This window comes from Oleidesulfovibrio sp. (assembly GCF_047973035.1).
Taxonomy (GTDB): domain Bacteria; phylum Desulfobacterota; class Desulfovibrionia; order Desulfovibrionales; family Desulfovibrionaceae; genus Oleidesulfovibrio.
Window position 1 is genome coordinate 1 of record NZ_JBKEBF010000014.1, and the last position, 21552, is coordinate 21552.

21 protein-coding genes are annotated in these 21552 nt (G+C 50.7%); 13 read left to right on the forward strand and 8 right to left on the reverse strand.

What is annotated here, in order from left to right; all coding sequences use genetic code 11:
- The 3 genes from ACK5LI_RS03910 to ACK5LI_RS03920 form a co-directional block, all read left to right on the forward strand.
- A partial coding sequence (locus tag ACK5LI_RS03910) for a hypothetical protein (protein ID WP_416946176.1) occupies positions 1 to 229 on the forward strand: 229 nt, incomplete at its 5' end.
- A 241-nt stretch (positions 230 to 470) separates the two neighbouring features.
- The gene (locus tag ACK5LI_RS03915) at positions 471 to 653 is read left to right on the forward strand and encodes a type II toxin-antitoxin system HicA family toxin (RefSeq protein ID WP_416946430.1); all 183 of its coding nucleotides are present in this window, start codon (positions 471 to 473) and stop codon (positions 651 to 653) included.
- Between the two features lie 48 nt (positions 654 to 701).
- Entirely contained in the window at positions 702 to 1112 is a 411-nt protein-coding gene (locus ACK5LI_RS03920; protein WP_416946432.1) for a type II toxin-antitoxin system HicB family antitoxin, read from the forward strand.
- Positions 1113 to 1741: 629 nt separating this feature from the next.
- On the opposite strand, the gene ACK5LI_RS03925 is transcribed toward ACK5LI_RS03920, so the two are convergent.
- Positions 1742 to 2032, reverse strand: a complete 291-nt coding sequence (locus tag ACK5LI_RS03925; protein ID WP_416946434.1) for a hypothetical protein — start codon at positions 2030 to 2032, stop codon at positions 1742 to 1744.
- A gap of 737 nt (positions 2033 to 2769) precedes the next feature.
- Between ACK5LI_RS03925 and tig the strand changes: the two genes are divergently transcribed.
- The 8 genes from tig to ACK5LI_RS03965 all read left to right on the forward strand — a co-directional run bounded on the left by tig (position 2770) and on the right by ACK5LI_RS03965 (position 12808).
- Entirely contained in the window at positions 2770 to 4095 is a 1326-nt protein-coding gene (gene tig, locus ACK5LI_RS03930) for a trigger factor (RefSeq protein ID WP_416946436.1), read from the forward strand.
- A gap of 353 nt (positions 4096 to 4448) precedes the next feature.
- Positions 4449 to 5051 (forward strand): ATP-dependent Clp endopeptidase proteolytic subunit ClpP, encoded by a 603-nt coding sequence (gene clpP, locus ACK5LI_RS03935; protein ID WP_416946438.1) that lies wholly within the window; start codon positions 4449 to 4451, stop codon positions 5049 to 5051.
- 12 nt (positions 5052 to 5063) lie between these two features.
- Positions 5064 to 6314 (forward strand): ATP-dependent Clp protease ATP-binding subunit ClpX, encoded by a 1251-nt coding sequence (gene clpX / locus ACK5LI_RS03940; protein ID WP_416946440.1) that lies wholly within the window; start codon positions 5064 to 5066, stop codon positions 6312 to 6314.
- A gap of 168 nt (positions 6315 to 6482) precedes the next feature.
- Positions 6483 to 8942, forward strand: coding sequence for an endopeptidase La (lon, locus tag ACK5LI_RS03945; protein ID WP_416946442.1), 2460 nt, complete (start codon positions 6483 to 6485; stop codon positions 8940 to 8942).
- A 341-nt stretch (positions 8943 to 9283) separates the two neighbouring features.
- A complete protein-coding gene (locus ACK5LI_RS03950) occupies positions 9284 to 9919 on the forward strand; it encodes a TetR/AcrR family transcriptional regulator (protein ID WP_416946444.1) in 636 nt (211 codons plus the stop codon).
- Positions 9920 to 9928: 9 nt separating this feature from the next.
- Positions 9929 to 10933: a TRAP transporter substrate-binding protein gene (locus tag ACK5LI_RS03955; protein WP_416946446.1), complete on the forward strand. Its 1005-nt coding sequence runs from the start codon at positions 9929 to 9931 to the stop codon at positions 10931 to 10933.
- 85 nt (positions 10934 to 11018) lie between these two features.
- Entirely contained in the window at positions 11019 to 11492 is a 474-nt protein-coding gene (locus ACK5LI_RS03960; protein ID WP_416946448.1) for a TRAP transporter small permease, read from the forward strand.
- Positions 11492 to 12808 carry a TRAP transporter large permease gene (locus ACK5LI_RS03965; RefSeq protein WP_416946450.1) on the forward strand — a complete coding sequence of 439 codons (1317 nt, stop codon included), beginning with the start codon at positions 11492 to 11494 and terminating at the stop codon, positions 12806 to 12808. Before ACK5LI_RS03960 ends, ACK5LI_RS03965 begins: the two co-directional genes overlap by 1 nt.
- 415 nt (positions 12809 to 13223) lie before the next feature.
- On the opposite strand, the gene ACK5LI_RS03970 is transcribed toward ACK5LI_RS03965, so the two are convergent.
- The 7 genes from ACK5LI_RS03970 to ACK5LI_RS04000 form a co-directional block, all read right to left on the reverse strand.
- Positions 13224 to 13829, reverse strand: coding sequence for a FlgO family outer membrane protein (locus ACK5LI_RS03970; RefSeq protein ID WP_416946452.1), 606 nt, complete (start codon positions 13827 to 13829; stop codon positions 13224 to 13226).
- A 22-nt stretch (positions 13830 to 13851) separates the two neighbouring features.
- Positions 13852 to 14160, reverse strand: coding sequence for a hypothetical protein (locus ACK5LI_RS03975; RefSeq protein ID WP_416946454.1), 309 nt, complete (start codon positions 14158 to 14160; stop codon positions 13852 to 13854).
- Between the two features lie 10 nt (positions 14161 to 14170).
- On the reverse strand, positions 14171 to 15010 hold the full coding sequence (locus ACK5LI_RS03980; RefSeq protein WP_416946456.1) for a FlgO family outer membrane protein: 840 nt from the start codon (positions 15008 to 15010) through the stop codon (positions 14171 to 14173).
- 226 nt (positions 15011 to 15236) lie between these two features.
- On the reverse strand, positions 15237 to 15677 hold the full coding sequence (locus ACK5LI_RS03985; RefSeq protein ID WP_416946458.1) for a Fur family transcriptional regulator: 441 nt from the start codon (positions 15675 to 15677) through the stop codon (positions 15237 to 15239).
- 41 nt (positions 15678 to 15718) lie between these two features.
- Entirely contained in the window at positions 15719 to 16531 is an 813-nt protein-coding gene (locus ACK5LI_RS03990; RefSeq protein WP_416946460.1) for a metal ABC transporter permease, read from the reverse strand.
- Positions 16528 to 17376, reverse strand: coding sequence for a metal ABC transporter ATP-binding protein (locus tag ACK5LI_RS03995; RefSeq protein ID WP_416946462.1), 849 nt, complete (start codon positions 17374 to 17376; stop codon positions 16528 to 16530). Before ACK5LI_RS03995 ends, ACK5LI_RS03990 begins: the two co-directional genes overlap by 4 nt.
- A gap of 1 nt (position 17377) precedes the next feature.
- Positions 17378 to 18448 (reverse strand): metal ABC transporter solute-binding protein, Zn/Mn family, encoded by a 1071-nt coding sequence (locus ACK5LI_RS04000; RefSeq protein WP_416946464.1) that lies wholly within the window; start codon positions 18446 to 18448, stop codon positions 17378 to 17380.
- A gap of 217 nt (positions 18449 to 18665) precedes the next feature.
- Here ACK5LI_RS04000 and ispG point away from each other — a divergent pair, with 217 nt between their 5' ends.
- Positions 18666 to 19745, forward strand: coding sequence for a flavodoxin-dependent (E)-4-hydroxy-3-methylbut-2-enyl-diphosphate synthase (gene ispG, locus ACK5LI_RS04005; protein ID WP_416946466.1), 1080 nt, complete (start codon positions 18666 to 18668; stop codon positions 19743 to 19745).
- A gap of 8 nt (positions 19746 to 19753) precedes the next feature.
- Entirely contained in the window at positions 19754 to 21478 is a 1725-nt protein-coding gene (locus tag ACK5LI_RS04010; RefSeq protein ID WP_416946468.1) for a proline--tRNA ligase, read from the forward strand.
- The last annotated feature ends 74 nt before the right edge of the window (positions 21479 to 21552 follow it).

Below are 21552 nucleotides of genomic sequence, written 5' to 3' on the forward strand. Positions count from 1 at the left end.
GGTTGCTCTCAAATTTGCGGCAGACGCGGCATATATGGTGAAAGACTGGAAGGCCAGCACCGGCGTGTGGGAAACTCTGGACAAGGCTTTGTTTGAGCGGGTGTACACCGCAGGGGCTGCACACCTTGAAGCAGCTTATGCTTGGCAAAAGGCCAAAGAGGAAGAGTTAGCCGCTACCCCTGACGCAGAGCTTGGCGGGTTTGTCATAACTGAGCGCCTTGAGTTGTAAAAACAAGAAATCGGGCTGCACTCTTTGTACAGCCCGATCCTTTGCAGAGGAACAGGCGGGGGCTGCATGGTGGCAGGTCGGTGCATCGAATAATGGCATGAATTGGTAAAGCTTATTTGCTATAAGTGCTGCCCTCATCTTGTAATAGGTGAGGGCTTTTTTTTGTTTATTTCGGTTTATTCTTTCTTGCGCCTGTTGACCGTGTGTATTTTTGTGTGTATTTATACCACAAGGAGGTTGAATGAAAAGTTCATACATCCTTAGGAAGTTGAAGAAAGCAGGGTTTACAATTCAGGAAGGAGGCAAACACACGAAGGTGTATTCACCGGAAGGGGTGTTTGTCACAACCGTTCCCCGGCATCGTGAAATTAATGATTTCCTAGCCAAGAAGATTGCAAGCCAAGCCGGAATTGAGCTTCCTTAATGAAGAGAGGGGGCTAGCCCCCCTCTCACTAGAACGTAAGGAGTACACATGATTTACTACTTCGCAGTTTTTACTCCCGTTACCGAAGGCGGTTATGTCGTTACTTTCCCAGACTTTCCCGAGGCTTTGTCACAAGGGGAAAGCTTTGAGGAATGCCTTATAAATGCAGAGGATGTGCTGTCTATCGTAATTGAGGAATATACTGCTGCACGCAGGGCGTTACCCAAGGCAAGTACGTTGGAAGAAACACAGCGCTATGCAGAGTCTTTAAAAGAAGAGCTTGATGGTGCTGCTGATTCTTTCTTTCAGCTTGTACAGTCGCCAAGTACCGATACAACACCTGTCAGGATTAATATCAGTTTACCCAAGTATGTGCTTGAACACCTTGACCGTAAAGCGCGTGCTCTTGGCATGAATCGTTCAAAATATATTGCACATAGTGCGCTTCATGGCTCGTAGAAATCCAGCCCTTGCAGCTTTGCAGGGGCTTTTTTTGCGGCTAACCACTTAAACCGCAGTGTCGTATTTCCTGCCATTGGCTAGCCAAGGAAAACCGAAGGACAATAACTGTAATGGTGAGGTTGCTGTATATATAAGGTTACGTGCAAGCGAATGTTTGCAAACGCTATATCACAGCATGATGCGGGGGTACTTTTGGGGGTATTGAAATGGTTTTTTTTGTTTTAAATTTAGATATATAAATGTGTTATGCTGACTTGTTTGTTGCTCCTCTCTCGCACCACAAGCACTTCTTCAGAAGTACTGGAAAGTCCGCAAAAGCTACGGCTGGCGCGGGCTTTCTTGGTTTTGTCGTCCGGTTGTGTCCGGCTACATCTATTGACTTCCGTAAAATTGTTGGTGAGTTATGGTTGCTTAAACGCATGGTGCGCAGTAATACTTCGACGGATAACGAATTTCCGAATCTAGATATGAATAGACTGACGGCCACCTTTTCCGTTTTAGGCACGTCTCACTGAACAGTGAACTTCTGCTGGAAAAGGCTGGCTGTACGCTTTCGTTGAATAAAGGGGGCTAGGTGACTGTGTCTCTGCCAATGGCAATTGTAAAATTTTTTGCTTGGTGAGAACCTACTCTTCAGGCCAAATTCCATTTGTAAAGTAATGGTTGCGGTAGTAAGTGCGAGCCGTGGCTTTAAACTCCTTCCCGTTTTTGTCGCACCATGCTCTCAGTCCCGCAATATCTGCTTTAAGTGTCACGATATCGAAGTGTTGAGTGCGGATATTCTGCAATGCTATTAATACATGCTGGTTGTATTCTTCCCATGTATGCGGGAGCAAAAACTCTTCGCCTAAAAGCTTTAGGGCTTCTGGGTATTCTTCTTCTTCAAATACCAATACAGCAAAGTTTTGATGTTGCATTTGTTCATTTTCCTTTCACTTTATAACGAATAAGAAAGCATTTTCTAATGTAAAATATAGATCTTAGCAATCTGCTAAATTGTTTTGATGTATACGAAAGCAATCTACAGATATGAATACGCCAATTTTAAAAAGAGATATTTGGTATACATTGATCAAGTTAGTGATCCTTGTGGCGGTTCTGCTTGTATGCTGCAGGCCACAATTTGTTAGCTGATGCTTCGTTCTATCCTGTAGTGTAGAGGGAAAAATCATGAATAAATGTGGCTTTGACCTTGGCAGATCGAGTGCTGTTTGCTGGCATTCGTGATGATTAAGCAAAAGATGGAAAATGCCACATTGCTTTTGGTATGGAGTAATGTGGTGTTGTCTTTCGGAGAGGGGTAAGAGATCTTGTTATCATCGAGGACTCTGCTTTGAAATACCTGCCTCATTAGCTGGATTCTGCCTCAGGGATTGACTAGCGGGCGAATTCCGCGTAGCAAAACCCGATTTGCATTTACACTATTTCGCCATCAGGAATGTGTCGTCTATGCGCAGCAAGCTGTTGTTACTGCTTGCTGTCTGTTAGAATTGCATTAAAAAGGGCTCAGTGCCTTTTGTGATGAATATTCAACCGGTACGTATGTGTGTCCGTATTCGGGCCGTGCTGCATAAAAATCCCGCTGGAGCGTCCGCCGGATAAACGGCTAGTGTTGTCCAGCACAGACGCCTCTGGCGTGCAAGGAGCGAATCCCATGGAATATAATGTTGAAGACCTTTCGCCGGTCAAAAAGAAAATTACTATTACCGTTCCTGTAGAAGAAGTGAACGCTGCTCTGGCCGCTACCATTGCGGTATACAAAACCAGCGTAAGCCTTTCCGGCTTCCGTAAGGGTAAAGTACCTTCCAGTGTTATTGAAGGCCGTTTCCACAAAGAAGTGTACACTGAAGCTACTCAGGATCTGGTAAACGTTCACATCAACGAAATCGTGGGTGCCCTTGAAACCCAGCCTGCTTCCCGTATCGACTTTGACGGTGGGCAGTTGGAGCGCGACAAGGAATTTGTATACAGCATTTCCTTCGAAGTTATGCCTGCCTTTGAAATGCCCGACTACGATGGCATGGAAGTAGAACAGGAAAAGCCTGAAGTTGATGAAAAAGAAGTCAACGAAGTGCTGGAACGCATTCGCACCAACTTTGCTGATGTTGTTACTGTTGCAGAACATCGTCCCGCAAAAGACGGTGAAATCGCAGTGCTTGACTTTGCCGCTTTTGAAAACGGTGAGCCTGTGAAGGGTGTTGCTGCTGATAACTTTGAACTGCCCCTTGGCGGAAAGCAGGCCCTTGCTGACTTTGAAGAGCTGGTTAAAAAGGCTGTTCCCGGTGAGCCTATTGAAGGCGACGTTACTTTCCCCGAAGACTTCCTCAACCCCGAATTTGCCGGCAAGACAGTAACCATGAAGGTTACCGTTCATGCTGTTAAAGAGCGTAAGCTGCCCGAACTGGATGACGAGCTGGCTCAAAAGGCCGGTGGCTTTGAATCCTTTGCCAAGATGCGTGAAACCGTGGAACAGTCCTACCTTGAAAGCCGTACTCAGCTTTGCAAAGCTCAGGCTCAGAAGGGTATGATCGACAGCCTGCTGAAGACCCTTGATTTCCCCGTGCCTGAATCCATGCTGGAAATGTATGTCGACAGCTTGCTGGCAGAGCAGAAAGACCGCATCGAGCGTCAGGGCAAAAGCCTTGAGTCTCTTGGCAAGAGCCCCGAAGAATTGCGTAACGAAGTGCTTCCTCAGGCTGAAAACATTGCCCGTACCCAGATTTTTCTGGTAAAGGCTGCCCAGAAAGAAGGCGTTACAGTTTCCGAACAGGAAGTAGACGGACAGCTTCGTCAGATCGCAGCACGCAGCGGTCAGGATTTCCAGACCATGAAGGAACACTACACCCGTACCAACATGATCTTTAACCTGCGCGACCGTATGCTGGCTGACAAAGCAATGGATGCCATCTACGAAAAAGCGAACATCAAAGAAGTTCCCGCAAAGAAAGCAGAAGCTGCTGAAGAAGCCGCAGCTGAATAGCTTTTACTGCCTTAAAGGCTGTTCCGCAGGGGAAGTGCGCTGCACTTCCCCTGTTTTTTGTAAGAGAGTGCCGTCAGTCTATTGACTAGCGGCTTTTGCATGATAACGTTTGAGTTTGGTCTGTTATCATACTTGAGCAGTTGGCGCGCTTTCTGCTAATGTAGTAGCAGACGGTCTTTTGTTTCCGGTCGGGGACCTCCCTTCTTCTTTAGGATAGGTGCCGGAACGAACTACGTGTTGTTTTTACCTGCCCGTCAGCCATTTTTTTGGCTGCGCTATGCGTATATTTACAAAAAAGCCTTATGCGTTGCCTTTACGTGCAACTGCCGAATCTCACGAGGAGTGAACATACCATGCCCATCCCTATGGTTATTGAGTCTACAGGCCGCGCCGAACGTGCCTACGATATTTATTCCAGACTGCTCAAAGATCGCATCATTCTGCTGGGCACCCCTGTAGACGATAATGTTGCTTCGCTCATTTGCGCTCAGCTGCTGTTTCTTGAGTCTGAAAATCCCGAAAAAGAAATTTACCTGTATATTAACTCGCCCGGAGGCGTTGTAACCGCCGGTCTCGCCATCTATGACACCATGCAGTATATTTCTGCTCCTGTTGCCACGTTGTGCATGGGGCAGGCTGCAAGCATGGGCGCATTCCTGCTGGCTGCGGGCGAAAAGGGCATGCGCTACGCGCTGCCTAACAGCCGTATCATGATTCACCAGCCCATGGGCGGTGCTCAGGGACAGGCTACAGACATTGATATTCAGGTTAAGGAAATCCTGCGCCTGAAGGATCAGTTGAATAAACTTCTTGCCCACCATTCCGGGCAGCCTTTGAAAAAAATTGTCGAACACACTGAGCGTGATTACTTCATGAGTTCTGAAGAAGCGAAGAAGTTCGGCATTATCGACCGTATTCTTACATCCCGCAAAGATGTGGAAAAAAGCGGTAAATAGTAGGGTAAACTGATGGATAAGAATCAGGAAGGGACCATGCAGGAGCTGAAATGCTCGTTTTGCCAGAAAGGGCAGGACGGGGTGAAGCGCCTGATCGCCGGTCCTGAAGTGTATATTTGTGATGAGTGTGTCGAACTGTGCAACGAAATTATTGCACAGGAAGCAGTGCAGGAGACTGTAGAGTCCGGCAAGCTGCTGACACCGGCAGAAATCAAGGCCCGCCTTGATGAGTATGTGATCGGACAACATGCAGCCAAAAAGATTTTGTCCGTTGCGGTGCACAATCACTATAAGCGTGTCTTTTTTGCAGAAGCCTTGTCCGACGAGGTTGAGCTGGAAAAGAGCAACATTCTGCTTGTAGGCTCCTCCGGCAGTGGTAAAACTTTGCTGGCTAAAACACTTGCCCGAGTACTTAACGTTCCCTTTGCCATCGCAGATGCAACCACGCTGACAGAAGCCGGTTACGTGGGCGAAGATGTGGAAAACATTCTGGTGCAGTTGCTGCAGAATGCAGATTACGACATAGAAGCAGCTTCAAAGGGTATTGTCTACATTGACGAAATCGACAAGATTTCGCGTAAGGGCGACGGACCTTCTATTACCCGTGACGTGTCGGGTGAGGGCGTGCAGCAGGCACTGCTTAAAATTATCGAAGGCACCGAGGCGAATATTCCTCCCAAGGGCGGGCGTAAGCACCCTCAGCAGGAGTTTATCCGTCTTGATACATCAAACATTCTGTTCATCATGGGCGGGGCGTTTATCGGCCTTGATAAAATTATTGAGCAGCGCATGCATGGCGGGGCTATGGGCTTTGGCGCTACCGTTGCCAAAAAGGAAATTCCGCTTTCTGACCTGCTCAGCAACGTGCACCCCAACGACCTTGTTAAATTTGGCCTGATCCCCGAATTTATCGGTCGTATCCCCGTACTGACTCATGTGAATGAGCTGGACGAGGATGACCTTGTGCGCATTCTGCAGGAACCCAAAAACGCTTTGGTACGTCAGTACCAGAAGTTGTTCGAGCTGGATAACGTGAAGCTGCGCTTCACCAGCAATGCGTTGCGCGCTGTCGCCCGTCAGGCCATTGAGCGCAAGACCGGTGCACGCGGTCTTCGAAACGTGCTTGAATCCGTCATGCTGGAGATTATGTTTAATTTGCCTACCATGACGGGTGTGAAAGAGTGCGTGATCAACACTGCTGTTGTTGAAGAAGGCAAAGAGCCTATTCTGTTGTACCAGGCCGAGGCAAAGACGGGGTCTTAGTGCTGTTAACAGACCGTTCCTTTATCTTGGCGGTTCTGCCGGCGCCTGTGTTTTTGCATAAACACGCGCCAGACAATTGACAATTCCGAAAGGGGCGTTAGCTTTTCATCTGACGTCCCCTTTCTTTTTTTCAACGTGCAGGACGTCGCCCTTCTTCAGGAGGAATAAATGACAGAATTTGATGCAGAATTTTCCGCAGGAAATCCCGAAGGAATCAAGCTTCCGCTTATGTCACTGCGCGAAGTTGTTATGTTCCCGCGTTCAATCGTGCCCTTGTTTGTCGGGCGCGATGCTTCGATAAAAGCCATCGACAGTGCCATTGAAAATTATGGCAAAAACATTTTTCTGGTGGCTCAGCGCGAGCCGGAAATGGAAAAACCCGGACCTGAAGACGTGTTCCCTGTGGGCACCGTCAGCAAAGTCCTCCAGATTCTTCGTCTGCCTGACGGCACCATAAAAGTTCTTTTTGAAGGTCTGTACCGTGCCCGCTGGACTGGCGGTGAACTGGTTGCCGACTCTGAAGAGTCCGCTTTTCCTGTTGTAGAAGTTGAACCGCTGGATGACGACGGAGAAGTCGGGCCAGAGGTGGACGCACTTGTGCGCGCAACGCATGAAGCACTGGAAGAGTACAGCAAGAATAACAAAAAGCTTGCTCAGGAGGCGCTGGCCGCCATCCTGTCGCTTACTTCCGCAGGTAAACTGGCAGATGCGGTGATGCCGCACCTTAAGGTTGATTACCGTAAGAAGCAGGAGATTCTTGAAAATACTGATCCTGCAAACCGTCTGGAAGCTGTTTTTGAATTGCTTCAAGGTGAAATTGCTATCACCTCTATGGAAAAGCGCATCAAAAACCGTGTTAAAAATCAGATGGAGCGGAATCAGCGCGAATACTATCTGAATGAACAAATCAAGGCCATCCATAAGGAAATGGGACGGGAAGATGACCCCCAGGCCGAAGTGAATGATCTGGAAGAGCAGCTTCGCGCTAAAGATATGCCCGATGAAGCTCGGGAAAAGGCTTTGCGCGAGCTGAAAAAACTGCGCCAAATGCCTTCTTCTTCTGCTGAGTACACTGTGGTGCGAAACTACGTGGACTGGATTCTTGATCTGCCGTGGAATGTGCAGAAAGAGACTTCCATCGACATTGATGAAGCCCGTCGTATTCTGGATAACGATCACTACGGCCTTGAAAAGCCCAAAGAGCGTATCCTTGAATATCTCGCAGTACAGAAGCTGGTGAAAAAACTCAAAGGCCCCATCCTTTGTCTGGTCGGCCCTCCCGGTGTGGGTAAAACGTCGCTTGCCCGTTCTGTGGCTACCGCAACAGGGCGCGAGTTCGTACGTCTTTCACTGGGCGGGGTGCGTGATGAAGCTGAAATCAGGGGACACCGCCGTACCTACGTAGGCGCGATGCCGGGTAAGATTTTGCAGTCGCTTAAACGTGTGAAGTTTAACAACCCGCTGTTCTGCCTTGATGAAATTGACAAGATGAGCACCGATTTTCGTGGTGACCCTTCATCTGCACTGCTTGAGGTGCTTGATCCGGAACAGAACTCCTCTTTCGGCGATCACTATCTTGATCTCGATTACGACCTGTCGCAGATTTTTTTCATTACGACTGCCAACAGCCTGCATTCAATTCCGTTGCCTTTGCAGGACCGTATGGAAATTATCCGGCTGCCCGGTTATCTGGAGACAGAAAAGCGCCGTATCGCCCGTGACTTTTTGCTGCCTAAGCAGATTGAACAACACGGCCTGCAGCCTGACAATATCAAGCTGTCTGATAATGCCTTGCTTGACATCATCCGTACCTACACCCGAGAAGCAGGCGTACGTAGCCTTGAGCGTGAAGTAGCCACCATCTGCCGTAAGACTGCAATGCAGCTGGTAGAAAAAGATGACATGGATCGGACAGTAACTGTTTCGAAGCAGAACCTGAGTTCTTTCCTTGGCGTGAAGAAGTATCGTTACGGCGAGAAGGAGAATCAGCCCCAGATCGGTGTTTCCACCGGCCTTGCCTATACGGAGCTTGGCGGAGAACTGCTGATGGTGGAAACAGCCATCATGCCCGGCTCCGGCAAGGTTTCCATCACCGGCAAGCTGGGTGACGTGATGACCGAGTCTGCAAAAGCTGCTCTGTCGTATGTGCGGTCACGCTCTGATATGTTCGGACTGCGGCCTGACTTTCATAGCGAGATTGATATCCACGTTCACGTGCCTGAGGGCGCAACACCTAAGGATGGTCCTTCGGCAGGTATTACCCTGACAACTTCGCTTGTTTCCGCGTTGCTGGGTGTGCCTGTGCGTGATGATCTGGCTATGACTGGTGAGATTACCTTACGTGGCAGAGTACTGCCGATCGGCGGTCTGCGTGAAAAGCTGCTGGCTGCGCATCGTGGACATATCAAGAAGGTTCTTATTCCGAGAGATAACGAAAAGGACCTGAAAGAAGTTCCTGATGAAATCCTCAGAGGGTTGACCATCGTGCCGGTCGACCACATTGATGATGTTCTGCCGCATGCTTTACAGGCAGAGGCTGACGCCATTTATACCAAGATGGACGAACATACTCCCTTGTATTGCTCGTTACGGAAAGGTTCCGAAGAGGTAAGTGCTCAGTCGCACTAAGTTTTCAGATGCGCCAAGTTGGTACCATGTAGTTAGAAAATAGCAAGCCCCTGCTTTTTTAGGAAAGCAGGGGCTTTTTTATGAATGAAAAACTCGCGCTATGCGTGAGGGAGCGTTTGCTGGTTAATTGCAGAAGCCTGACGGTCGTGCGCCTGCTGGGAAGAGAAGTCTTGCAGGCGCGTATGAATACCCCCTAGTTATGCTGCCCCTTTTACAAAGCTATCATGCTAGCTGCGCAATTTTATTGACGAGTCACTAAGGCAGTGCTAATTACATATAAAGATGACCGCCGGTCACAAAGTGAATATGAGTCATGTTTATATATAGCGAAGCGAGGAACCATGGGAAGACGGCAGCAGGAAAAATCCCAGCAGACTCAGGCGGAGTTGCTGGGTGCGGCGCAAAGCCTGTTTGAGGAAAAAGGATTCTTTGCCACAACAATAGCTGAACTAACTGATCGGGCAGGATATGCAAAAGGCAGTTTCTATAGGCACTGGACCAGTAAGGATGAACTGATACTTCAGCTTATTGAGCAAAAGCTGGCTGGATACCGTGCTCAAAGGGCAGAGCGGCTGCAAAGAGCAGCATCTCTGGATGATGCGCTGCAAGGCATATGGGGTTTTTTGGAAAACATTGTTGATGACAGAAACTGGGCTCGTGTTTTTTTGGAGTTCACTATCCATGCCTCCCGCGATGAAAAGTTGAAAGCAGAGTTGGCAAAACGGATGTATCGCCTGTCAGACGCTATGTTTGCGGATATTGTGGGAGAATTTGTCACTTCCGACTATCAGCCGGAAAAAATCGGGGCGTTGAATACGGCTTTATTTGAAGGCTTTCTGATTCATTGCATTCTGGGCACGGGTACGTTGGAAAAGAGTGATGTGCGCCATGCTGCACGTACTCTGGCTCTGGCGCTGGGGAGTAGCGGCAGACAAGGTTCGGAGCCGGAGCAGCCTGCAACACATAAGGGCAATTAAGGAGAAGGTATGAAACGGGTACTTGGTATACTGGTCTGTCTGGGAGTGATGGTGTCCACCTCAATGGCATGGGCCGAAACATACAGACTGACTTACAGCAGTTTTTTTCCGCCCGCGCATGTGCAGTCCAAGCTGGCTGAAGCATGGGCAAAAGAGGTGGAGCAGCGTACAGCCGGAGCGGTAGTCATCGACTTTTATCCCGCCGGTACATTGACCAAAGCCAAGCAGGTGTACGACGGCGTTGTACAGGGGATTTCTGACCTCGGCCTGTCTGCGCTCGCGTATTCCCGTGGCCGTTTTCCGCTCATGGAAGCTGTCGACCTGCCGCTTGGCTATTCCAGCGGCACGGCAGCTACGCAGGTTGCCAACAGTGTATACCGACAGTTTACCCCGAAAGAGCTGGATGATGTGCATGTGTTGTACTTTCATGCCCATGGCCCCGGGTTGTTACATACCCGTGAAAAGGCCGTGCGTACTATGGAAGATATGCAGGGCATGAAGCTGAGAGCCACAGGTAATTCTGCCAAAGTAGTCAAAGCGCTGGGTGCTATCCCTGTAGCCATGTCAATGCCTGAGTCATACCAGTCAATCCAGCGCGGAGTGGTTGATGGCGGCATGTACCCTGTTGAGACTAACAAGGGATGGAAGATGGCCGAAGTTGTGGACTACTGTACTAAAGCTGTACCTGTGGCCTACACCACCACGTTTTTTGTAGTGATGAACAAGAACCGTTGGAATGAATTTCCGCCAGAGTTGCAATCCACGATTACGCAGGTAAGTAGAGAGTGGGAAGCAAAGCACGGCGCCGCATGGGACGAAAGTGACGCTGCCGGCAAAGAATATTTCACTAAACAAGGCAACAGCATTATTGAACTTGATGATACGGAAATTGCCCGTTGGAAGCTGGCTGTGGAGCCCATTATTGAAGAATACCAGACTCAGGCCGCTGCTCGTAATGTAGAAGGTAAAGCTGTGGTAGATTTTATCAGGCAACAGCTTGCCACAGGCCAATAGCAGGGCTGTAGCGCAGAATACACAGGCACAGACTCCGGTTCGTGCCTGTGTACACTATTAGGATTTGATAAATACGGAGTATGAGTTGCTTGAGTCGTTCATAGAAAAAACAGGTGCGCTTATGCGGATTGCAGCGGCCTGTTCACTTTGCTGCATGGTGTTGTTGACCGGTGCGGATGTTATCGGGCGGGCGCTTCAGTCTCCCTTGTTCGGCACGGAAGAGCTTGTAGCTTTTTTTGCCGCGATCACTCTGGGGTTTTCGTTGCCCTATGCTCATAGGGCGAAAAGCCATATTGCAGTAGAGATTTTTATAAGCTCTCTGGGCAGGCGTACTCGTGCGGCAATTCAGTTGGTGGTTAACGGGGTCAACTTTGCGCTTTTCAGTGTGCTTGCATGGCGTTTGTTTGACTATGCGGCTTCTATGCGAGCCTCCGGCGTGTTGTCTATGAATCTGGAATTGCCGGAGTATATGGTTGTTGCTCTGGTAGGACTGGGAGTTGCCACTTTTGCAGCTATGCTGGTGTGCGATGTGCTGCAGTTTTCCAAGGGGGGCGACTAATGGACCCTACCTTGGCCGGAATTTGCGGCATCGCAGCTATGCTGGTTTTGTTTATGCTGCGTATGCCTGTTGCCTATGCGATGCTGTTGGTAGGCTTCAGCGGTTTCAGCCTGCTGACCAGCCTTAACGGCGGGCTGAATATGCTGGGACGGTCAGTGTATTCTACTGTGGCGTCGCATGAACTGAGTACCATCCCGCTTTTTATTCTGATGGGGCAGGTTGCCTTTAATGCCGGTATCAGCAAGCGTCTGTACGATACCACATACTGTTTCTTCGGGCATATCCGCGGGGGACTTGCCATGGCTACAGTCTCTGCCTGCACCGCCTTTGGAGCGGTGTGCGGCTCCAGCCCCGCAACTGCTGCAACTATGGCAACTGTGGGTCTGCCGGAGATGAAGCGTTACGGCTATTCCGACGAACTGGCTGCAGGTTGTGTGGCGTCCGGAGGCGGGCTCGGTATGATTATGCCGCCCAGCGTGGTTCTGCTGGTGTACGGAGTGCTGACAGAACAATCCATCGGAGCATTGTTTGTGGCAGGTATCCTGCCGGCTATCCTGCTTACGATACTGTTCATTATCGCTATTGTCGTGACCTGCGCTGTCAATCCGCAGAAGGGGAGTGCTGGCGAGAAGGCATCTACGGCCGCTAAAATACGTTCTTTAATGGGGCTTGTTGATACGCTGTTGGTGTTTGTGCTGGTGATAGGCGGTATGTTCTACGGTTGGTTTACCCCCACGGAAGCAGCTTCAGTCGGGGTACTGGGAGTGCTGGTGCTGGCTGCTGTAAAGAGGCAGCTTTCATGGGCAGGCTTTGTAAAATCGTTGAACGAAACTCTGAGAACGTCCTGCATGGTCATGTTGCTGATCGCAGGCGCTACAGTGTTCGGCAAGTTTCTGGCGGTAACGCGGATTCCTTTTGATATCGCCGGATGGGTTGGTCATTTTGACCTGCCTGCATACGCCATTATGGCTCTTGTGGTAGTCGTATACTTTATCGGCGGGTGTTTTATGGACTCGCTGGCCCTTGTGATGCTGACAATTCCGGTATTCTTTCCGTTGGTGCTCAGTCTGGGATTTGACCCCGTCTGGTTTGGCATCATTATCGTGCTGGTGACAGAGATGGGAGTTATTACGCCGCCTGTCGGTATCAATGTGTACGTAGTGTACGGCATAGCGCAACAGGTGACACCCGGCGGTATTGCTCTGGAAAGCATTTTTAAAGGTGTGGCGCCGTTTCTGCTTGCTGTTGTTGTTGGTATTGCGCTGATGTTTGTCTTCCCGCAGATCATCACTTTGCTGCCGTCTTTGATGTATTAAATCTGGTTTGTTGGATCAGTGTATAAAAGGCCCTCGTATGTTGGTTCGGGGGCCTTTTTGAGTTGAAGATCGTGGTGTTTGTAATAAGCAGCCCGTAACGTATGTGGTCATGTTCGCAATTTGTAACTGGCTGATGACGCAGGTGCCCTTTTGATTCTCAGCTTTGCCGGACAGACTGTACGGAGTAATGGAGTACGTGGAGCTGTCGCACGCATCAGCCTGGCTTGCTGGCGAAAAGTTACGTCTGTAGCACGTTGTATCTTTGTATGTACGATTGATGTCTGCTGACGTGGCTAGCCCTGCGGTGGTGGTTTCCTATGCAGACAGCATCGTTTTGGGTAGTAATCGTGCGAGAAGAACTAAACGCCCCGTATGATGCTCATACGGGGCGTCTGTCTTTGAATAAAAAAGAAGGCTAGTACTGCAGCGAGGTGTTTACACTGGGCGAATATCCGGTAACCCGCGTATTACCGGCATAGCCGGATGCTAGCAGTGCGCGCAGTTCCTGTGTCAAGGGCAGTGTACCGCTGGCCATGGCAAGAACTTCGTTTGTGGGCGCATGAAGCAGCCGGATGTTGAAGCGCACATGGTTGGGGGTCTGGGTATATGTGCCACTCAGCATTAGCGTGGTGCGCAGGTTCTCGTTTGCCAGCAGGCGTTGTTTACGGGTGAGCATAATCTCGCCTTTACGCGGGGCAAACATCACTCCGCGGCTTTTACGGATTTCCTGAACCTTATAGCCAGCCTGAACAAACCATGCTGCCAACTCTTCGCTCATCTGACGTGCCAGCGGGTTTGCCATTTCAAAGTCATTTACATCAACCGGAGTGGTGACCACCAGTGAGTATCCTTTGACGGGTGTTTCAAACATTCCGAGCCGCTCTGCCAGCTGCTTATCAATGCTTGTGGCAACCTGTGATGCTGCCTGAGGCAGGCTTTGCGCTGCGGCCGCCAGAGGCAGAAGCAGAGCCAGTACAAGCAGGCCCAGAGCCATATGGAAAGAATATGTCTTGCTTTTCATAATCAATTCTCCGTCAGCAGTGCTAACGCGAGCTGCGCAGCATAAGTTCTGTGGCCTGCAGTTCGTGCATCAGCCGTTCGCGCATGTAATCGTTACGCGCAATAGCAAGGGCAATCAGGTATTGCTCCCGTGCCAGCTCGAAGCGCCCCTGGGCCACAAATTGGCGGGCCTGCTGGTAGCTGGTAAGTGCCTGCGCGTCATAGTCCACCACAACCTGTGCAGGGGGGGGCGGTGGGGGCGGCGCATCGGCAGGGGTGGAGCAGCCGGAAAGCAGCAAGACCGCAAGCAGGCTGACCGCGGTACCATACTGTATGAATGAGGCTTTTTTCATGCGTGCTCCGTTAGTGAATGTCATCGCCAAGGTCGATGCTGGTCAGGTCTGTAGCCTGATTCATTGTTTCAAAGTCCTGCATGCCGATGTACGTGGACTCCAGCCTTGTGTCTGTAGAGGCCAGCATGCGTCTGGTTACACCGGTAATGGGAAAAACAAGCTGTCCTGTACGAAGCACTAGACCATCTGCTGCTCTGATGAGACGGGCGTTAACGAACACATTATACTTGTCGCGGTAATAGGTGCCCGCAACGAACAGGCTGGTGGGGGAAGAGGGCATAATCTGTTGATTTTTACGAGACAGCAGAAATTCCCCTTCTGTCTGGCGGGTGGTTATGCTGCTTTGCGCGCGGTACTCCCGTACGGGAAAGCCGCGCTGGTTAAATTCATAAAACAGCTGTTCGGCAACATAACGTCCGAAAGAAGAACTTTGGTCAAAGTTGTCCTGATTCACGAATGAAACAGGCAGCGCCGCGACGCCTTGCAGGGCTTTTTCCGCCTTGCCCTGTAACAACTGGTCTACAAGTTCCCGCACCTTAAGTTTCAATTCCCGTGCATCAGAATATTCCGGTGCCGGTGTTGTCACAGGAACACCGCTCGAGATGTGCACCAGACTGTTTTCTCCGGCAGGAACAACAAGGCCATTATCTATCATTTTTGAAGTGCGCAGCGTTGCCCGCCCTCCTTCGACGATGACAGACTGGCCTTCAGGATTTTCTACTGCCAGAGACGTGCCCTCGTTAAATTCATTCGCCACGGCGGGAACCATACCGCCAGCTACCGCAGCAGAAGCTGTGGCAAGCAGTCCGGTTACCGCGCAAGCGATTATGGTTTTTTTGAGGATAGACATCCTTGTCCTCCATATACTTCTGCCGCGTCCTTGCAGCATTTTTTTCCATCTGGAAAGCATATCGGCATACAGGAGGATTTCTTAAGTGCAGAAAGCAAAGAGAAAGGGGAAGAGAAGTGCGGCCCGTAACGATACCCTGTGTATTGATAACGTTACGGGCCGAAGAGTTGCAATAAAACAGGTTCTGGGCCGAAGGAGCAGTATGGCAGCGGGAAAAACTGCAGAGTTACTGACTGTTACGGCAGATGGCGCAAAGTCCGTCAAGGCGCAGCTCTACACGCTCCACAAGTACGCCATGTTCGGTTGCTGTTTTCTGCATCCATGTATTAAGCGCAGCTGGCGGAAGGCAGTGCATTTTGCCACAGTTGCGGCAATAAAAATGGCAGTGGGGCGTTGTACCTTTTCCAGGGGAGCTGCAATATCTGAATGACCTGTCCGCAGCGCTGGTTTTGCTGATGACACCTTTAGCTGCCAGAGCATCCAGAGTGCGGTATAATGTCACTCTGTCCATTGCGCCGGAGGGCAGAGCATCCAGCACCTCCTGCACGCTGGCGGCATACGCCATATGTTGCAGCGTCTGCAACGCGAGGATCCTGTTGGGGGTGGCCTCAAGCCCTGCCTCGGCAAGGCTTGAATATATATTTTTTCCAATGTCCGGTTTGTTCATTTGTAAAAATCCGAATCTGTTTCAGGCTTCGCTGTTGCTTTTTATATATTCTTTCCGCGCAGATAACCTGCCAGACTGATTATCGTAACATAGCAGACACCTGCGGCGATAATGGCTGCGCCGGATGTCAGGTTGAACGTGTACGATAACCATAAGCCGGAAATGCAAAAGAGCATGCTCCACAGCGTTGCCGCCAGCATCATTCCACCCAGTGAACGTGTTGTGCGGGCTGCGGCAAACGTAGGCAGAGTAAGCAGAGCGATAACCAGAATAAGCCCCGCCACGCGAATGAGCATAACCACAGTGACGGCCGCCAGAGCTATAAGCATAAGATGCAGCAGGCGGGCAGGTACACCTCTGGCTTCCGCATATTCTTCGTCAAAAGATGTGACCAGCAACGGGTGGTAAAAAAAGGCCACTGCGCTCAGGATAACAACATCCAGACCGGCCATCAGCCACAGGTCTTCCACGGGTACTGCCATGATGCTGCCGAACAGGTAGCTCATCAGGTCAACATTGTAGCCGGGCGTAAGGTCCAGCAGAATAATACCTGCCGCCATTCCTGCCGCCCACAAAACGCCGATGGCGGCATCGGCGCGTTCTTTATTACGGCGTGAAATGTCGGCCATTACCAACGAGGTGGCAACAGAAAAGCCCAGCGTGCAAGGCAGTACCGGCAGGCCGAAATAAAATGCCAGCCCCACACCGCCATATGCTGCGTGCGCCACGCCTCCGGCCAGAAAAACGAGCCTGTTAACTACTACCAGTGTACCCATAATGCCGCAGGCAATGCTGGCCAGAAGAGCTGCCGCAACTGCGTGTTGCATAAAATCATATGACAACGCTTCTATCATGATCTGTTACCGCCATGCTGTGTTTCCTGCTTACTGCGTTGCGGCAGAGTGGGAAAGATTGTGGAAACCGTATTGATGAACGTTCCCATGGGACAGGTTTTGTCGTGCGTACCATAAAGCATCGCCAGCATTTCCGGTGTCAGAGTCGGGTGCGGGTTGTAGCGCAGTGCCTTGTTTACCAGTGCTACAGAGCTGAATGCCGAGCCTGCAATGGATAGATCGTGGCTGACCACCACAATAGTCATGGGGCCGCGCAGTTCCGCCAGGAATTCGTAAAAGCAGAATTTTCCTTGCGGGTCGATGCTGGACGTGGGTTCGTCCAGCAAAAGGAGCTGAGGGTCGGATACAAGAGCTCTGGCTACAAGCACGCGCTGTCTCTGCCCGCCGGAAAGGTTTGAAATCCGCCTTTGTGCAAGAGCTTCAAGCCCGACGGTTTCAAGGCAGTGCATGGCGCGTTCACGTTCTTGCGGTGTATGCCGCCAGCGACCGAACAACCCTTTGCCTTCGCGGTTGGCAAAGCCCATCATGACAACGTCAAGAGCACTGGCCGGAAAGGCAGGCTTGGTGACAATGCTCTGGGGCACATAGCCGACTTTATGCAATACCTTTGCGGGGGCCTGCCCGAACAGCTTTACACTGCCTTTTGTGGGTGTCAGCAGACCCAGCAGCAATTTGAAGAGCGTTGTCTTGCCTCCGCCGTTGGGACCTAGCACGGCAAGGTATTCTCCCGCGGCAACAGTCAGCGATACATCGTTAAGCACCAGCCCGTTTTCAATATTCGGGCTGGTGAACTGCTTGCTGTAGCTATAGCTGACGTTTTGTACTTCTATGACAGATTGCGACACGTTATTTCCTGAATGATGCGGTAAAAGCATGCGCCACCTTTACCAGATTGTCTGCCCAATCTTTTGCCAGCGGGTCTGCCGTGACGACAGTTCCGCCGATATTTCGCGCGATGGCTGTTGCACTTTTTTGCGAAAATTGCGGTGCTACAAACACAACGGAAATATTATGCTCTTTAGCCGCTTCAACAAGCTGTTGCATGGTTCTGGGGCTGGGCTCTTTACCTTCCAGTTCGATGGGAATCTGCTGCAGACCATAAGCCTGAGCAAAATATCCCCATGAGGGATGAAATATCATAAAGGCGCGCTTTTCTGCAGGAGTATCACCAAAAATGCCGTGCAGCGTTGTCTCCAGCAAAGTCAGTTCGCGTTCAAAAGCCGCCAGATTTGCTGCGTACAAGTCGGCGTGCTGCGGAGCGGCTTTGCTCAGCGCCTCTGCCGTGGTGCGGGCCATTGTTTTCATATGGATTGGAGAAAGCCATACATGGGGGTCGAGTCCGTCTTCATGATGATGGTCTGCATGCCCTCCACGGTGGTGCTCTTGTTCCTTGTGGTCCGCGTCGTGGTGGTGCTCAGCATGTCCGGCGTGCATTTCTTTATCAGCATGGTGGACATCAGCGTGGGAATGATGATGCGTGTCATGATCGTGGCCGTCATGCTCACCATGTTCATCATGCTTGGCATTGCCGGTTTCTTCCGGACCATGAGAATGGGCTGCCATGGCTATTTTGCTGATGTGGCTATCCATGGCAACCATGGTCAGGTGCTTATTTGCCGATGTGATTCGCTCCAGCCATGCGGCTTCGAAAGGGACTCCTATAGAAAAATACATCGAAGCTTTCGAGAGTGCTGCCAGTTGTGCAGGTTTGGGTTCATATGTCGCGGGGCTGGCTCCGGGGTTAACCATGACGGAAACATCAACTGTTTCTCCTGCAATTTTCTCCAGCACATATTGTTGCGGCACAATGCTGACCATTACAGACATGGCATTTTGGGCAAAGCCGTTGAACGGTATCAGCAGCGAGCTGGCAACTGTAAGTAAAGAAATGATAAGAGGGCGAAATGAATAGCTCATGATGGCTCCTTGATATGCGTATACATGAAAAAACATGATGATAATGCAATTCAGTTGCACAGTATGGGCCTGTAGAGTTTCTGTGTCAATGGATATCAGAAAAAGAACAGGGCATAGGTTGGTAAAACCGTATCCGCACCTTGGCAGCCCTTGGCTAGACGAACGAAATGCAGTATGAACCCTGCATCCGTAACCGACCCAACTAAGGAAGCTTTACATGACCATTGCACGTAGGAAATCTCGTGAAGTTACCATAGGTAACGTTCGTATCGGCGGGGATGCCCCCATTGTTGTCCAAAGCATGACCAACACTGATACGCGTGATGTGGAACAGACCGTTGAGCAGATCAACAAGCTTGCGGAAGCGGGCTGCGAGATTGTCCGTCTGGCTATTTTAAATGAAGACGCCGCATGGGCGATCAAGCCGATAAAAGATCAGGTGTCTGTGCCGCTAGTTGCAGACATTCACTTTGACCACCGTCTTGCTGTTTCTGCCCTTGAAGCAGGCATTGATGCCTTGCGTATCAATCCGGGCAATATCGGCGGCCAGAAAAACGTGGATAAAGTGGTGGATGCCGCCAAGGCCCACGGCTCTGTAATTCGCGTTGGCGTGAACGGCGGTTCGCTTGAGCGTGAGCTGGTTGAAAAATATTGCGGCCCCACGCCGGAAGCAATGGTGGAAAGCGCGTTGCGTCATGTACGTATGCTTGAAGACAGAAATTTTGATAATATCAAGATTTCGCTCAAGTCTTCTTCCGTAACAGACTCTGTGCTTGCTTACCGCCTGCTCGGCCAACAGTGCGACTATCCGCTGCATATAGGCATTACAGAAGCAGGTACTATGTTGCGCGGCTCCGTAAAGTCTTCAGTCGGTATCGGCATATTGCTGTGGGAAGGCATCGGTGATACTTTGCGGGTTTCGCTGACGGAAGATCCCGTAGCGGAAATGGCTGTCGCGTGGGAGATTTTGAGATCATTGGGCTTACGCTATCGTGGGCCTGAGATTATCTCTTGTCCCACATGCGGCAGAACGGAAATTGATCTTATTTCGCTGGCGGGTGAAATTGAGCGTCGGCTGCAGAATGAAACCGAAAGCTTCAAGGTTGCCGTAATGGGGTGCGTGGTAAACGGCCCCGGAGAAGCGCGCGAGGCTGACATAGGTATTGCAGGCGGGCGTGACAAGGGTATTATCTTCCGTCACGGAGAAGTTATACGTACCGTTAAAGGCGGCTCGAACTTGCTTGCCGCATTTAACGAGGAATTGGACAAATTTTTGGCAGAACGCCAAGGACGGTAATTAACACGATGCGTTGGAGTAAATTTTATATTCCCACCCTGAAGGAAGCCCCTTCAGATGCAGAAGTCACCAGCCATAAAATGTTGGTGCGGGCGGGGATGATCCGTAAACTTACCTCGGGTATTTACATCTACCTGCCGCTGGGGCTTCGCTCTATTGAAAAGGCCGCTACTATTGTACGCGAAGAGATGAACAACGCCGGTGCTCAGGAACTGCTGATGCCCATGGTGCAGCCTGCGGACCTGTGGCAGGAAACCGGCCGTTGGGATTTTTATGGCAAGGAATTGTTGCGTTTTTCCGACAGGCATGGGCGCGACTACTGCCTTGGTCCCACTCATGAAGAAGTGATTACGGACCTTGTACGCGGTGAAGTGCGCTCTTATCGGCAGCTGCCCCTGAACCTGTTCCAGATTCAGACCAAGCTCCGCGATGAAATCCGTCCCCGTTTCGGCTTGATGCGTGGCCGTGAATTCATCATGAAGGATGCTTATTCCTTTGATCGTGATGCGGAAGGGCTGGATGTAAGTTATCGCGCTATGTACGATGCGTATACACGTGTGTTCAGCAGAATGGGACTGAAGTTTCGAGCTGTAGAAGCTGATTCCGGCTCCATCGGAGGCAGCTTTTCACATGAGTTCATGGTGCTGGCGGAAACAGGTGAAGATACTATCGCTTTCTGCCATAGCTGCGAATATGCCGCCAACGTTGAGCGCGCCGAAGTAGTCTGCGTTGCTGAAACTACTGCCGGTGACGCAGGTGCCATTGAAGAAGTAAACACCCCCGGTGCGCATACTGTTGAAGAAGTGTGCACCATGATGGGAGTGCCTGCCAGCGCGCTTATCAAAACGTTGCTGTTTGATGCGGATGGTGAACCTGTAGCAGCGTTGATTCGCGGTGACCGTGAATTGAACGAAGTGAAGCTTAAGAACCTGCTGGGTGCAGACTCGCTGGAGCTTGCCTCGCCTGAACAGGTGAAAGAGTGGACAAAGGCTCCTGTAGGCTTTGCAGGACCTGTAGGGCTTGAGGTCAAACGTATTTATGCTGATAATGAATTGCGTCTTGCAGACGGTTGGGTGACCGGTGCCAACAAGGGTGACACTCACCTGCGTAATGTCTGCCTGAAGCGGGACGCCAGCGTGACTGATTATGCCGATCTTCGCATGATCACGGAAAGTGACCCCTGCCCCCGTTGTTCCGGCAAGCTTGAGCTGACCCGCGGTATCGAAGCTGGCCATGTTTTCAAGCTGGGAACAAAGTACAGTGAAGCGATGGGCTGCAAATTCCTTGATGAAAATGGCAAGGAACAAGTCATGCTTATGGGCTGCTACGGCATCGGCGTATCCCGTGTGGTTGCTGCCTGCATCGAACAGAACAACGACGAAAACGGTATTGTTTTCCCGCCTCCCATTGCACCCTTTGAAGTGCTGGTTCTGAACCTTGACGGCAAGAGCGATGACGTGAACGCCAAGGTTGACGAGTTGGAAGGCATTATCTCTGCAGCCGGTTGCGATGTGCTGGTTGATGACCGCAACGAACGCCCCGGCGTGAAGTTCAAGGACGCTGACCTGATTGGCGTGCCCATGCAGCTGGTTGTAGGCGGCAAGGGGCTTGGACGTGGTATCATTGAAGCTAAAGATCGCCGTACCGGTGAAAAGACAGAACTGCCAGTGGAAGGCTTTGAAAAAGCCTTTGCCGAGTGGCGCAAGAGCGTTATGCAGGGCTGGGGTCTGTAACAATCATTCCGGCCGCCTGTACCTGCCAAGGCAGGTACAGGCGGCTGTTTGTATTACCGCAACTGTGGCGGGGC